This is a genomic window from Ruegeria sp. B10 (genome assembly GCF_056539825.1).
On sequence record NZ_JBQFVP010000006.1, the window covers coordinates 1 to 12724 of the forward strand.

Consider the following 12724-nt stretch of genomic DNA (forward strand, 5'->3'; position numbering starts at 1 on the left):
CGGTGATGTCGTCGGCATCCCGCACAAGGCCGTCCAGACCAGCTGTTTGCAGGGCCATCACAAGGATGTTGAAGTCATCCGAACCGGCCGCTATGTCAACGATGTTGGGGGGAATATCGCCTGCTCCAAGATCGTCATACGCCAAACCGGCCCCTTTAACGTTCGACGCGCTCACAACTGTCAAAGATGTGCCCGCAGGAGGAACATTGCCGAGAAAGGTGAAATTGTCAGGTAAAAATCCGGGTTGTTCGACTTCCACCAGCTTGTAGATCTCACCATCGTCGCCCGAAAGCTCCCACACGTTCTCGGCGTAGATCCGGCCGTAGTAGCCGACGGTCTCGTCGCTATCGGCCCTGGTCAGTGTTGCGGTTTGCCCAGACAAGTCATCCCCGAATTCATTGAACCTCGCATCGCCTGAAAGGTTCTCGTCATTGTCCGAGACAGAAACTTCCACCGTCGGGCTGAGTGGCAACGTGAATTCCGCGTTCAGTTCGATGCGTCCTGACCCAAAAAGGTCTGCATTCTCAAAAGCGGTAAATTTGTAAGTCGCCATCACGTGTTCCTCCGGATGTGTCCAAATTGCGTGTGTAATTTTCACACAGTTGACGGACGAAATGTCGCGATGCTGAAAAATGACAAGGGGAGGCGTGGAATTTTTTCACACGAAGCCATAGTGTTTCATCATGAGCGGCAAGCATTCTCTTACCAAGTCGGTTCTGTTCGAACATGCGATCAAGGCGCTATTGCGCCCTTTGACGCGTGCGCTGATTGCGCAGGGGATGACCGCGCCACAGCTCTATCGCTTTGTAAAACAAAGCTATGTAGACACTGCGATAGAAGAACTCGGCCCCGAGGCAACGGACAGTCGGGTCAGCGTCATGACGGGTGTTCATCGTCGCGACGTCAAGGCGATGCGGGCCCATGATACGTCCGACATCAAACCGGTTCAGCGGCGCGTTTCTACACTCGCGACTGTTGTTGGACGCTGGATAACCGATCCGAAACTCACGAATGAATCGGGCCATCCAAGGCCGATGACGCGGGCCGAGTTTGATCAGCTGGCGGCCCAAACCAACCGCGACATTCGCCCCAGAACTATTCTAGACGAACTTCAGCGTCAGGGTCTTGTAACCGATGACGACGCTTTGCTTACGCTTGATCCCAAGGCCGTTTTCGGCCCCGAAGATCTGGATCAGAAGCTCGATTTTTTTGCCCGTAACCTTGGTGACCACATGGAGGCAGCTGTCGACAACCTTTTGGCTGAGACCCCGCCTCATTTTGAAAGGGCCGCATTCTTCAACTGCCTTGCAGAAACATCATTGGACGCGCTTGAGGCTGAGGCCCGCAAGACCGGTGCAGAGGCGCTGCGCAAAGTGGCGCAAGAGGCCGCCTCATATCAACAGGTCGACCACGAAGAAAAGTCGGCCACACACCGTTTTCGATTTGGTATCTATTTTTATCGAGAAGACGAAGAAGAGTGAGTTTACTACGATGACCAGTTGTCGCCCCAATCGCAGAACATTCATGTCTTCCGGGTTGTGTGCAACTCTGTTGCCGGGCGCGGGGTGGACGCAGTCGACAAAACGCGATGTCGAAGGTGGTCTTGGGGGCACTGGGATTGTTGGTGTTCTGGTGGATTTTGGAAGTTTGATCCTAGCCGGTCAGACCGTTCAAACAGACGAACAGACCCGCGTCGAGACGCGATTTGGACCTTTGCCCGTTGATCAGTTACGTGCGGGGGACAGCCTGACAGTCGAGGCCGAGCGTTTCGCCTCGGGCACGGTGATCGCGCGGCGGGTAGAGCTGACTTACCCGCTTGTCGGGGTGGTGACCGCGCTTGACACCAGCGAGGGCACGCTAACGGTCAACGGTGTCGCTGTTTTCTTAGAAACGCGGATCACGGGGTTTAGCATTGGAGACCGAGTGGCTGTTTCTGGTTTGTGGCGCGGGGATACAGTTGTTGCCAGTCGCATTTCTAAGGCTCCGGGCCCATTGGATTTGGTGGCGGGAACGGTAGGTCGTGGCTATGTCTCGGGTGTGCAGCTTTCCAGCGGGGCAACCACACTGGGGCAAAGCGGGCGGTTTGCGACGGTTCTTGGACGCTTTGACACGACGAAGGGCGCGATGGACGTGCAGAAAATTGAATTTGACCGCTTTACCGGCGCTGCGGAGCCGCTCAAATCACTGTCCGTCGAAGGCTGGTTGGAACCAACCAGTGCGGCTCCCGGTTATCGGATCGCCGGATTAGGACACAGTTTTGCAAGAAACCTGAACCTTGCGCCGTTTCAAGACCAGCGGGTTTTGTTTAGTGGTCCCTATACGGGCCGTTTCGCAGCAAATTTGGCGTTATTACTTCCCGATAACCCCGGCGCGCGGAGGCGGCTGCTTTTGGAAACAAACCTGTGAAACAGACAGGGCGACTTACTCTGCCTGCTTCTCTGGTTTCGCCATCGATCAGATGCACCGTGATCTGCAGTTGTTCTCCATCATAATATTGGGTGCTGTCAGGCAAATTCGAACCAGTTTCAGCTAGGCCAGTAGTGCTGCCCTTTAAGCCGCACCGAGTTCGCGCCAATCGGCAAGAGCGGCGGTGCGTTTCAACTTGAAGGTGTACCGGCTGGTGAACGATCTTTCCTGGTTGAAGTGGTTGAAGACAGAGGAGTGGACGGAGGCGAATTTCTGCAAACTTCGCATGCGCCTGAAACGCTGCATCGCGCGTTCGCGTCGTCGAAACGGCAGGTGCGAATTCTCCACGCGGTTGTTGAGCCACCTGCCCGTCTGTTGTTTATCGAGTGCGCCCATTTCTCTGAGCGCTGGCGTGTAGGAAGCGAAGCGATCTGTGACGATCTCTTCGGCGCAACCGTGTCGCTTCATCAATTTCTTGAGGAATTTCAGTGCTGCAGCTTTGTTTCGGCGTTTGGTGACAACGGCTTCTAACACCTCACCTTCGTGATCAACAGCCCGCCAAAGATAATGCCGCTTGCCATTCACCTTCACGAAAACCTCGTCAACGTGCCACTTCCATTTGGAGAAGGCGCGCAGTTGCTGCACACGCTTTCTTCGGATCTCCGCAGCAAACACCGGCCCGAACCTGTTCCACCAATATCGGACAGTTTCGTGGCTCACGTCGATGCCTCGCTCGTGCAACAGATCTTCGACATTCCGAAGCGAGAGCGGGAAACGGATGTACAGCATAACCGCCAAGCGGATGATCTCGGGACTGGTTTTAAAGTATTTGAAAGACGTGGGTCTGGTCATGGGCAAAAGCTACGCAACCACCCTGCCCGCCTCAAGCAAAGTTCTTCTGACAAGACCCCGTGTCCTGCTGGAAAACTACTATCCGCCAGGAGCGCTCGAACATGCCATCGGCAACTTCATCGATCACTACAACCACAACCGATACCACGAGAGCATCAGCAATCTGACACCCGCCGATGTCTATTTCGGTCGAGCCGAAACAATCCTCAGACGAAGAAAGGAAATCAAACACCAGACAATCCAGAAACGCCGCTTGCTGCATCATCAGAACGCGGCGTAGATAGAAACTACAGCGAGCCTGATCCACCAAAACCAATCAAACGCTCGTGTTCCAAATCATTCGATGACGGACACCCCCTGCCCTGCTCAACCAAAGTTCTTCTGACAAGGCCAGATGATCGCTGGCAGAAGCTTAATAAAGACCCTCGACTTTTGCCCGCAGTTTTATCAGTGATGCAACAGTGTCGATTGTAGGTGTTGCGATCCCGATCAGTTGTCCCAATTCCTGCACCGAAGTGACCAGTGCATCAATTTCCATTGGTCGGCTCAACTCCAAGTCCTGCCACATAGAGGTCTTGTGGGCGCCAACTGCCGCCCCGCCGTCAATACGTTTTTCAACATCTACCGGAAACCTGATCCCAAGTTTCTCGGCGATTTCCTGAGCCTCAAGCATCATTCCGCGCGCCACAGACCGTGTACCTGGATCAGTACACAATACATCAAGTGTTGAGTGGGTAAGAGCGGAAATCGGGTTGAACGACAGATTGCCCCATAGCTTTAGCCAAATTTCGTCCCTAATTCTTGGTCTCACGGGCGCACGTAACCCAGCAGCGGATAGTGCCGCCGAAAACTTGGCAGCGCGGTCTGATTTGGAACCATCAGGCTCGCCCAAAGAAAAACGATTGCCTTCGACATGATTGATAGTTCCCGGAGTAGCGACTTCTGCGGCTGGGTAGACGACACATCCTAGAACCCGATCTGGCCCGAAACCATTCCATTGCAAGTTACCCGGGTCCACAGACCGCAACCTCTTCCCTTCGTAGGGACCTTCCAGTTTGTGGAAGTACCACCAAGGCACCCCGTTCACACCACTTACTAGTGTTGTCGCGGATCCAATCAGGGGCTGCATTGTATCTACAACCGCTGGAACAGAGTGCGCTTTTAGCGTGATGAAGACATAATCTTGTGGGCCAAGATCGGCGGCATTGCCGGAGGCGCGTACCCGCACGTTGATCGGGTCCCGCCCACCCTCAAGGAGAGTCAGCCCATTTTCCTGCATTGCAGTCAGATGGGCGCCACGCGCAATGACACTGACGTCGACGTCAGTCTGCGCAAGCTTCGCGGCAACGTAACCTCCGATAGCTCCGGCACCAAAGATGCAAACTTTCATGTGTCTAAGCCCTTGTCAGCCCCAGTTTAGCGGCCAGCCCAATCCGTTGTATCTTACCAGTCGCGCCTTTTGGAATCTCTTCGAGAATGACCACTGATGTCGGCACCTTGAATTTTGCGAGCCGTTCGCCGACAAAATCCCGGACCTCTGTACCCGCGATCGCCGCGCCCTCGGACAGTACCACCGCCGCCGCGATATCCTCGCCCAGTTTTTCGTGTGGGACAGCAAAACAAACTGCCTGAGCAACGTCCGGGTGGCTCAGAAGCACGGCATCGACTTCGAGCGGGCTGATTTTTTCTCCACCGCGATTTATCAGCTCTTTAAGGCGTCCGGTCAGCCGCAGGTAATTCTCTTCGTCGAACGACCCTTGATCACCGGTACGAAACCAAAGCTTTCCATCCGCTTCAAAGAAATTGTCTGCATTTGCCTGCGGGTTGCTTTCGTATCCCGGTGTCACGTTTGGACCGCTGATAACGATTTCTCCGACATCCCGCGAAGCGATCAACACATCTTCCGTTTCGTGTGCAATCCTGACTTCGGGTCCTGCAGCTATTCCAACAGATCCGGGCTTTTGCTTTTGCGGAGGAAGCGGGTTGCAACACATTTGGTGCGCGGCCTCTGTCATGCCGTAGGCTTCGATGACGGGCGCACTAAATGTTGCAACCAACTCTTCCATAACTGGTGCGGGCAACGAAGCAGAGGAAGATCGAAGAAAGCGTAACTGCGATTGATCAATGATTGATTGGTTTCGTGCAGCTCGGGTCAGAATAGCTTGGTGCATCGTCGGAACTGCCGTATACCAAGTCGGATCAACTTCAGCGACCTGCGAAAAAAAGCTTAGAGCGTTGAACCCAGGGGCGCAGCTAATTTGCGATCCGGCGCCTAAAGAAGCCGCGACTGCTGCGATCAGCCCATGGATATGGAACAGCGGCATGATGCTTAGACAACGATCATCGATTGTCAGTTTCAAAGACGAAGCCACATTTCTCGCAGATGCGTAGATATTTGCCTGCGTCAGAGGGACGATCTTTGGGCGCGACGTCGTTCCCGAAGTGTGGAGTATCAGGGCGACATCATCTTCACGCGGCGCAGAGGTATCAGCGACTCCAATTGGGTCGCGGGACAAAATCGAAAACTGGCCGGCCTCTGGGAAGCTATCGGAAGACGCCCGCAATATAGCGATGCCGAGATCGGTTGCCGCTTTTACTGCAGGTCCGTCTTCGTTTTCACTTACAAGAAGTGCCTTAGCCCGCAGGTCCTTGAGGTAAAATACGTACTCTTCATAAGTGTAGGCAGGGTTCAGAGGTGCCGTCGTAGCCACTTGGGCAACGGATATGAAAGCCGTCGCCATCTCTGGACCGTTGGGCAAAACGATCGCAACTCGATCTCTACGACCTACTCCGATCTGATATAGATCCGCTTTGACCTTTGCGCAAAGCTCGCGGAGCCCATGGTAATTCAACCAAGACCGGCCAGGAGCACCGATAGCATTTGCAGTGCCGGAATGGGGAGCAATCAATTCAGCGACTAGGTGGGGCATCCGAGATCCGTTCACAAAAACATTGGCCTAATTCGCGGAGAGGGTTTGTTGTAGTACTTGCTAAGTTACGTTGACCGTTATGCTACCCAGTTTGTCGACGGCCAGAACCATAACATCGCCACGGCTCACAGGGCCAACGCCAGAAGGTGTTCCAGAAAGGATGACGTCTCCGGCAGCGAGCTCAAAGTAGTCGCTCAGGTAGGAGATCATCTCTGGGACCTTCCAGATCATCTGGTTCAAATCACCCTCTTGCCGAACTTCACCATTCACCGTCAAAGTAATTGGACCATGGTCGAGATGCCCAACTTCTGATGCCTTGTGAATAGGTCCGCACGGCGCAGAGCGTTCAAACGCTTTTCCAATTTCCCACGGACGGCCCATTTTTTTCATCTGCCCCTGCAGGTCGCGTCGGGTCATATCAAGCGAGAGACCGTATCCAAAGACATGATCCAAGGCATCGTCCACCGAGATATTCGTACCGCCGGACTTGAGCGCAATGAGCATCTCTGCTTCGTGGTGCACGTCGGAACTGTGCGGTGGGTACGGGAATTCACCTGAGGAATCCAGATTGTTAGGGTTTTTTTGAAAGAAAAACGGAGGTTCCCGGTTAGGGTCATGACCCATTTCAATAGCATGTGCGGCGTAGTTTCGGCCGATGCAATAAACGCGACGCACTGGGAATGTGCCGCCCCCCGCTACGGGTATAGTATGCACCTGCGGCGCGGGAATGACATGACCGGACATCGCTTTCCTCCTCAGCGTAAAATTTCCAATGATCGGATTTCCAAACGGCCAGAGACCTTCCGATCGATGCCACGCCAGATACGATCAGACGCGGCTGCTTATGAAGTCATCGCCAAAATTGGGGTGAGTATGCAAGAGCTCCAACCTCGTTGCAGCCCGACCATTTCTAGAATTGGTTGGGCACTTATTCTACATCAGCCGTCAGATTGCATGCTTTTGGGTAGTACGCGCGAATAAACGGATTTCAGGTGATCCACCATGGCATTGGCGGCAAGTTCAGCGTCGCCCTTCGCAATGGCGGATACGATCGCATCATGCTCCCGAAAACTGGAGTAATTTTCAGCGGGCTTCAGGGTTTCGCGTGGTTGCCCCCAAACAATCGACCTACGAACCGAATTCAATGTTTCGAAAAAGTACAGAAATAGTTGGTTTCGAGTAGAGCGGGCTATGGCGTAGTGCAAATTGTTGTCCCACGCTTCGTAGGTGCGCCAATCTTCCGCCGTGCGACATTTGTCAGCGCAAAGCCTCATTTGCTCACGGTCGGAACGAGTGGAATGGAGTGCCGCCAGCCGGCTAAGCTGCGGTTCGATCGTAAATCGCACCGACACAACCTGTTCAGGTTTAATTTGATTGCCCAAATAAGTTACGTCGGTGAGGTTGAGAACCGGTCTGGAACCAACAAATGTTCCCCGCCCCACATGACGCCAGATCAGTCCCTGGGCCTCGAGCTCTGCCAACGCTCTTCGCAACTGATTGCGAGTTGTCCCAAGTTTTGAACACAGCTCACGTTCAGGTGGGAGCCTGTCGTTATGCCTGTATCCCGCATTGTTAATAAGATCGCGTACACGGTGCGCGAGTTCGGTTGGTGCGCTCATATCTCCACCCAATTTAGTGATTGGTTGATTGATTGAAACGCCAAGTCGGAAAAAACTCAAGGGCAAGAGGAAAGCAAGAAACGAGTCGCAGGACAGGTTCCGTGACCACGGCTTGACATAAGCACGAGGGAGGAGTGCCGAGTGCGGTTAGCAACTGTTTCCGTAGAGGGTCACGCCGTTTGCGTGGCAATACTTGAAGATGGCAGCAAGTTGGACATTTTGCGCGCAGCGCAAATGATTGGCAAGACGCTGAACGCCGGTTCAATGCAGCAATTAATCGCGGGTGGAGAAGATACACTTGAAGTTTTGAGATCCCTCGTTTCATCGGCTGAAGCAGGTAGTCTAAAGGACGCACTGGTTTGGGATGACGCGCCGTTTCTGGCGCCAATTCCCAGTCCGAGCAAGAACGTGTTTTGTGTAGGGCGCAATTACGCTGAACACATTGCCGAGGGCGAACGGGCACAAAATCAAAAAATTGGTGTAACAGAGCATCCGGTTTTCTTCACAAAACCGCCAACCTCGATTGTGGCACCAGAGGCAAACATTCTGATTTTCCCATCGGTCTCACAAGCCATCGATTACGAAGTGGAACTGGCAGTTGTGATTGGAAAACCGGGACGAAACATAGCCAAGGCTGACGCATACGACCACGTATACGGCTATACGATCCTCAACGACATCACCGCACGTGACATCCAACGCCGACATGGTGGGCAGTATTTCAAAGGCAAAGGTTTAGATGGGTCTTGCCCATTGGGTCCCTGGATAGTGACTGCTGATGCGGTAAGCGATCCGCAGTCTTTGTCAATTGGAATAACCGTCAATGGCGAACAGCGCCAAAACGGAACTACGTCGGACATGATTTTCGACATTCCGACACTGATCGCATCCCTATCAGAAGGCCTGACCCTAGAACCCGGGGACGTACTTGCGACCGGCACGCCGTCAGGCGTCGGATACGCAATGGACCCGCCTCAGTTCCTGAAAGATGGGGACACGGTGGTTTGTGAAATTTCAGAAATTGGCACGCTCAGGAATACCGTGCGCGCCGTGTAAGTGGCTCCTGCATCTCTGAAGCTGCTGGAAGCCAACCATGCAAGGGAGGAAGACTAAAATGATGAACAGAAGGACTTTCACAGCGTCCTTGCTTTCGGCAGTTCCGGTAGCGGGAGCAATGGGAACGAAAGGTTTTGCGCAGGACTTGCGTAAGATCACTTTTGTGCAGCCGAGCCCATCGGCGATCAACTCATTTCCTGTTTTTGTCGCCATTGGAGAAGGTTACTTCGCAGACGAAGGTTTGGACGTGACCGTCGAGGCGATCAACGGTTCGGGAGCCGTGCTTCAAGCTTTGTCTGCAGGGCAAGCGCATTTCGGTCGCCCCGGACCTGGTCCCCTAATTGCAGCGCGATCGCGGGATGTGGACGCAGTACATATCTACAACGTTGCGGCACGCAGCAACTTCGGCATCGCCGTGCCAGAAGACTCTGACATCCAAAGTGTTGAAGAGCTTCGAGGTAAAGTTATCGGAACAGGTACGGCTGATGGCGCGGAAGTCGGCTTTGCACGCAATGTGATGACCGGAGCAGGCATGAAAGAGGGTGAAGACTTCACTTTCCTGACTGTCGGCGACGGTGGCCCGGCAACAGCGGCTTTCCTGAACGGTGAAATCGACGCCTATTCCGCATCGACAGCTGACACGGCAATTCTGAACCAGCGCGGAATGGCAGTGCGCGACATTACGCCGGCAGAATTTGGGCGTTTCTTCGGGAACGGCATCGCTACTATGGCCGACACAATCGCCAATGATCGGGAACTGGTCGAGGCTTGGAGCCGCGCATTCGCTCGTGGCCATGCCTTTGCACTTGATGATGCCAACCGCGAAGCCGTGTTGAAGCACCTGGCCGACGGCAATCCGCAAGAAGGCGAAGACAAGGAGTTCCAGTCGGCACTGTTCGATGCCGTGCGTTCAAAAACCATAGCGGCGGATCCAAGCAATGGTCTGGGATGGTATCCCGCCGAAGTCTGGCAAGAATGGCAAGACGCGCTGGTCGCAGGCGGCGAAATTCCGGGACCACTTGATGACCTGAGCGCTGCGTGGACCAATGAGTTTGCTGCCATTGGCAACGAGGCTGTCAGTAAATGAACGCTGAAGTCACCCATGAGTTTTCCGGCGCGCCCTTGGGCACGCCGGTCTACGAGTTGACACACGTAAGCAAGACCTATGCGCGCAATCTGGTGGTCGCTCTCGAAGACATTAATCTGACGCTTCGGAAAGGAAGCTTCACATCTGTCATCGGGTCCAGCGGGTGCGGCAAGTCAACTCTGCTCAAGATCATGGCGGGTCTGATCCCGCCGACTAAAGGACGTGTGATCCTTCAAGGGTTGCCGGTCACTGGGACCCGCCGTGATATTGGTATGATGTTTCAGCAAGCGACACTTTTCCCATGGAAAACAGCTGTGGAAAACATCGTCCTGCCAATCGAGATCCGAGATGGAAAGGCAGCAGCCAAGCAAGCCATGGCAAAGGCTCACGAACTTTTGGATGTCGTAGGCTTGAAAGGTTTTGAAAACGTATATCCGAACGAATTGTCGGGCGGGATGGCACAACGCGCGTCGATCTGTCGAATGCTGATAACCGAACCAGCCGTGCTTTTGTTGGACGAACCGTTCAGCGCTCTCGACGAGTTGTCGCGCGACATGATGAATATGGAGTTGCAGCGGATTTGCCGGGAACAGGAAGCGACCGCGTTTCTTGTGACGCACTCCATTCAAGAGGCTGTGATTTTGTCCGATGAAATCGTCGTGTTGAAGCCACGTCCAGGCAGGATTGCTGAAATTGTTGAAGTCGACCTGCCTCGCCCGCGTACGCTCGATATGATGACGACTCCTAAGTTCGGCGCAATTGTAGACTACATTCGCAGCCTCCTGGATAAGGGAGAAGAAATGTGAGCCAAGTTCAGGACTACTCGCCTTCCGTAAAGGACGCTGACCCCGCAGAAGACACTGTTTGGGAGCAGAAAGTTCACTTTATCGACTCGGTTCCCCGTTGGATTGCGATGACGTTTGTTTTCGTCGTTTTCGTAGGCACTTGGCAGATTGTGACAAGCTTGGGGCTTGTATCGCCGATCATCCTGCCCACCCCGATGGAGACCCTTAGGGACATGATTTTCGTCGGACAAAACCTTTTGACCGGAGGTTACATGCTGGGTGCGCTTTGGATCACTTTCAAGGAGGTCATCTATGGCTTTGCCTTGGCGATCGCGATCGGTTTTTCGCTGGGCGTGCTAGTCGGGGAAACCGCATTTGGCGAAAAAGCAGTGATGCCTTACCTCGTGGCCATCGACACTATGCCAAAAGTCGCGTTCGCCCCGCTGTTTGTGGCGTGGCTGGGGTTCGGCATTGAATCCAAGGTGGCACTTGCTGCATTTATTGCGACATTCCCAATTGTGGTTGGAACAGCCGCTGGGCTTCACGCCGCCGACGAAAACGCGCGCATGTTGTTCAAGACGATGGGCGCGAGCCGGATGCAGACATTGATCAAGATGAAGCTGCCAACTGGCCTGCCGCAGATATTCACCGGTCTCAAGATCGGTGCAGTTGGCGTGATGGCAGGTGCAATTACAGGAGAGTTCCTGGGCGGCGGAAAGGGATTTGGTGAGCTGATACGTGTTGCAGCCTCGCAGCTCAATACACCTCGGGTGTTCTCGTTGATCCTGTATCTCAGCCTCGTCGGCCTGGCCGTTTTTGCAACGGTGGTTTGGACACAGCGTAAACTCGTGTTCTGGCATAAAGAGCAGGTCGGCAGAGATGACTTCTGAACCTGTGAAAATACACTGCCAGGCCCTGCGTGAGTTTGTGGCGAGCGCACTCGAAACGCGAGGTGTGCCAAAAGCGGACGCTGTTCAGGTGGCCTCGACGATGGTGGAGGCCGACATCTATGGTTACGGCACACACGGTGTATTTCGCCTGCGCCAGTACCTTGCCCGGTTGGCGGGCGGCGGTTCTAATCCTACGGCAAAAATCACGGTAGAACATGAGACTGTTGCAACCGCTTTGATCGACGGAGATGACGGACTTGGTCATTTAGCTATGTCGGCGGCTCGGGATCTTGCAATAGAAAAGGCGAGAGAGGTCGGCATCGGATGGGTCGGTGTTCGACGTGGCAACCATGCAGGACCACTCGCACTGTACGTGCGTCCACAAGCCGAGGCCGGGATGCTTGGCATGGCCGCAGCGGTTGGCAGTGCGAACCACGTTCCGCCCTATGGCGGAAGCGACCTGCTTCTTGGCACCAATCCTATCGCTTTCTCTGCGCCTGCCGATGGCCCTGATCCATTCGTTTTTGATATGGCGACGACTGTTGCCGCTATGGGCAAGATCAAGACACTGTTGCAGCAAGGTAAGCCTATGCCTGAGGGTTGGATGGTCGGGCGCGATGGAAACCCATTGACGGACCCTGCCCGCAAGTCAGAAGGATTTCTTTTGCCGATCGGCGGTCCAAAAGGATTCGGTCTTTCTGTAGCTATCGGATTAATGGCCGGGGTCTTGAACGGCGCGGCCTTCGGCTCAGACGTGGTCAACTTTACCTCAGACACGACCTCATCCACAAACACAGGGCAATTCGTAATGGCGCTTAATCCGGCAGCGTTTGGGATGGAAAAAGACTTTGCTTCCAACGCGGCCCGCGTCTTTTCCGAAATGCGCGCATCAGCCCCACTGCCCGGTCATGACCCAGTGCGCTTGCCCGGAGACGGCAAAATGGCCGCAGCTGAAGCCCGTCGTAAAAACGGTGTAAGGCTTAACCCCGCTCTTTGTCGTGATCTCAACAAACTAGCCCTGGACTGTCGGCTGACACCCCCATTTCCAAGTCTCAGCACTGACTAGCGGTCGATCCGTGAAAAGTTTGTAAGCGGTTTG

General features: G+C 54.2%; 12 protein-coding genes and 2 pseudogenes. 8 read left to right on the forward strand and 6 right to left on the reverse strand.

Going from position 1 to position 12724, the window contains the following annotated elements:
* Positions 1–553: pseudogene (locus ACR0J4_RS09465) on the reverse strand (hypothetical protein); the annotation flags it as partial.
* A gap of 130 nt (positions 554–683) precedes the next feature.
* Here ACR0J4_RS09465 and ACR0J4_RS09470 point away from each other — a divergent pair.
* Both ACR0J4_RS09470 and ACR0J4_RS09475 read left to right on the forward strand, forming a co-directional pair.
* Positions 684–1481, forward strand: a complete 798-nt coding sequence (locus ACR0J4_RS09470) for a DUF6502 family protein (protein WP_170747323.1) — start codon at positions 684–686, stop codon at positions 1479–1481.
* A gap of 43 nt (positions 1482–1524) precedes the next feature.
* On the forward strand, positions 1525–2406 hold the full coding sequence (locus tag ACR0J4_RS09475; protein ID WP_170642876.1) for a DUF5666 domain-containing protein: 882 nt from the start codon (positions 1525–1527) through the stop codon (positions 2404–2406).
* Positions 2407–2550: 144 nt separating this feature from the next.
* Here ACR0J4_RS09475 and ACR0J4_RS09480 read toward each other — a convergent pair whose 3' ends face one another.
* Entirely contained in the window at positions 2551–3258 is a 708-nt protein-coding gene (locus tag ACR0J4_RS09480; protein WP_170642877.1) for an IS6 family transposase, read from the reverse strand.
* A 58-nt stretch (positions 3259–3316) separates the two neighbouring features.
* Here ACR0J4_RS09480 and ACR0J4_RS09485 point away from each other — a divergent pair.
* Positions 3317–3538: pseudogene (locus tag ACR0J4_RS09485) on the forward strand (IS3 family transposase); the annotation flags it as partial.
* A gap of 132 nt (positions 3539–3670) precedes the next feature.
* On the opposite strand, the gene ACR0J4_RS09490 reads toward ACR0J4_RS09485, so the two are convergent.
* The 4 genes from ACR0J4_RS09490 to ACR0J4_RS09505 form a co-directional block, all read right to left on the reverse strand.
* Complete coding sequence (locus ACR0J4_RS09490) at positions 3671–4648, reverse strand: 2-dehydropantoate 2-reductase (protein ID WP_170747322.1); 978 nt, start codon at positions 4646–4648, stop codon at positions 3671–3673.
* Between the two features lie 4 nt (positions 4649–4652).
* A complete protein-coding gene (locus tag ACR0J4_RS09495) occupies positions 4653–6188 on the reverse strand; it encodes an acyl--CoA ligase (RefSeq protein ID WP_170642880.1) in 1536 nt (511 codons plus the stop codon).
* Between the two features lie 60 nt (positions 6189–6248).
* Entirely contained in the window at positions 6249–6932 is a 684-nt protein-coding gene (locus ACR0J4_RS09500; RefSeq protein ID WP_170642881.1) for a fumarylacetoacetate hydrolase family protein, read from the reverse strand.
* Positions 6933–7126: 194 nt separating this feature from the next.
* Positions 7127–7807: a FadR/GntR family transcriptional regulator gene (locus ACR0J4_RS09505; RefSeq protein ID WP_170642882.1), complete on the reverse strand. Its 681-nt coding sequence runs from the start codon at positions 7805–7807 to the stop codon at positions 7127–7129.
* Positions 7808–7948: 141 nt separating this feature from the next.
* Between ACR0J4_RS09505 and ACR0J4_RS09510 the strand changes: the two genes are divergently transcribed.
* The 5 genes from ACR0J4_RS09510 to ACR0J4_RS09530 all read left to right on the forward strand — a co-directional run bounded on the left by ACR0J4_RS09510 (position 7949) and on the right by ACR0J4_RS09530 (position 12691).
* On the forward strand, positions 7949–8863 hold the full coding sequence (locus ACR0J4_RS09510) for a fumarylacetoacetate hydrolase family protein (protein ID WP_170642883.1): 915 nt from the start codon (positions 7949–7951) through the stop codon (positions 8861–8863).
* Between the two features lie 145 nt (positions 8864–9008).
* The gene (locus ACR0J4_RS09515; protein WP_480555586.1) at positions 9009–9950 is read left to right on the forward strand and encodes an ABC transporter substrate-binding protein; all 942 of its coding nucleotides are present in this window, start codon (positions 9009–9011) and stop codon (positions 9948–9950) included.
* Positions 9947–10756, forward strand: coding sequence for an ABC transporter ATP-binding protein (locus ACR0J4_RS09520; RefSeq protein WP_170467807.1), 810 nt, complete (start codon positions 9947–9949; stop codon positions 10754–10756). Before ACR0J4_RS09515 ends, ACR0J4_RS09520 begins: the two co-directional genes overlap by 4 nt.
* Positions 10753–11625 (forward strand): ABC transporter permease, encoded by an 873-nt coding sequence (locus tag ACR0J4_RS09525; RefSeq protein WP_170375895.1) that lies wholly within the window; start codon positions 10753–10755, stop codon positions 11623–11625. The genes ACR0J4_RS09520 and ACR0J4_RS09525 overlap by 4 nt, the downstream gene beginning before the upstream one ends.
* Positions 11615–12691, forward strand: a complete 1077-nt coding sequence (locus tag ACR0J4_RS09530) for an Ldh family oxidoreductase (RefSeq protein ID WP_170642884.1) — start codon at positions 11615–11617, stop codon at positions 12689–12691. The genes ACR0J4_RS09525 and ACR0J4_RS09530 overlap by 11 nt, the downstream gene beginning before the upstream one ends.
* Positions 12692–12724: the final 33 nt, after the last annotated feature.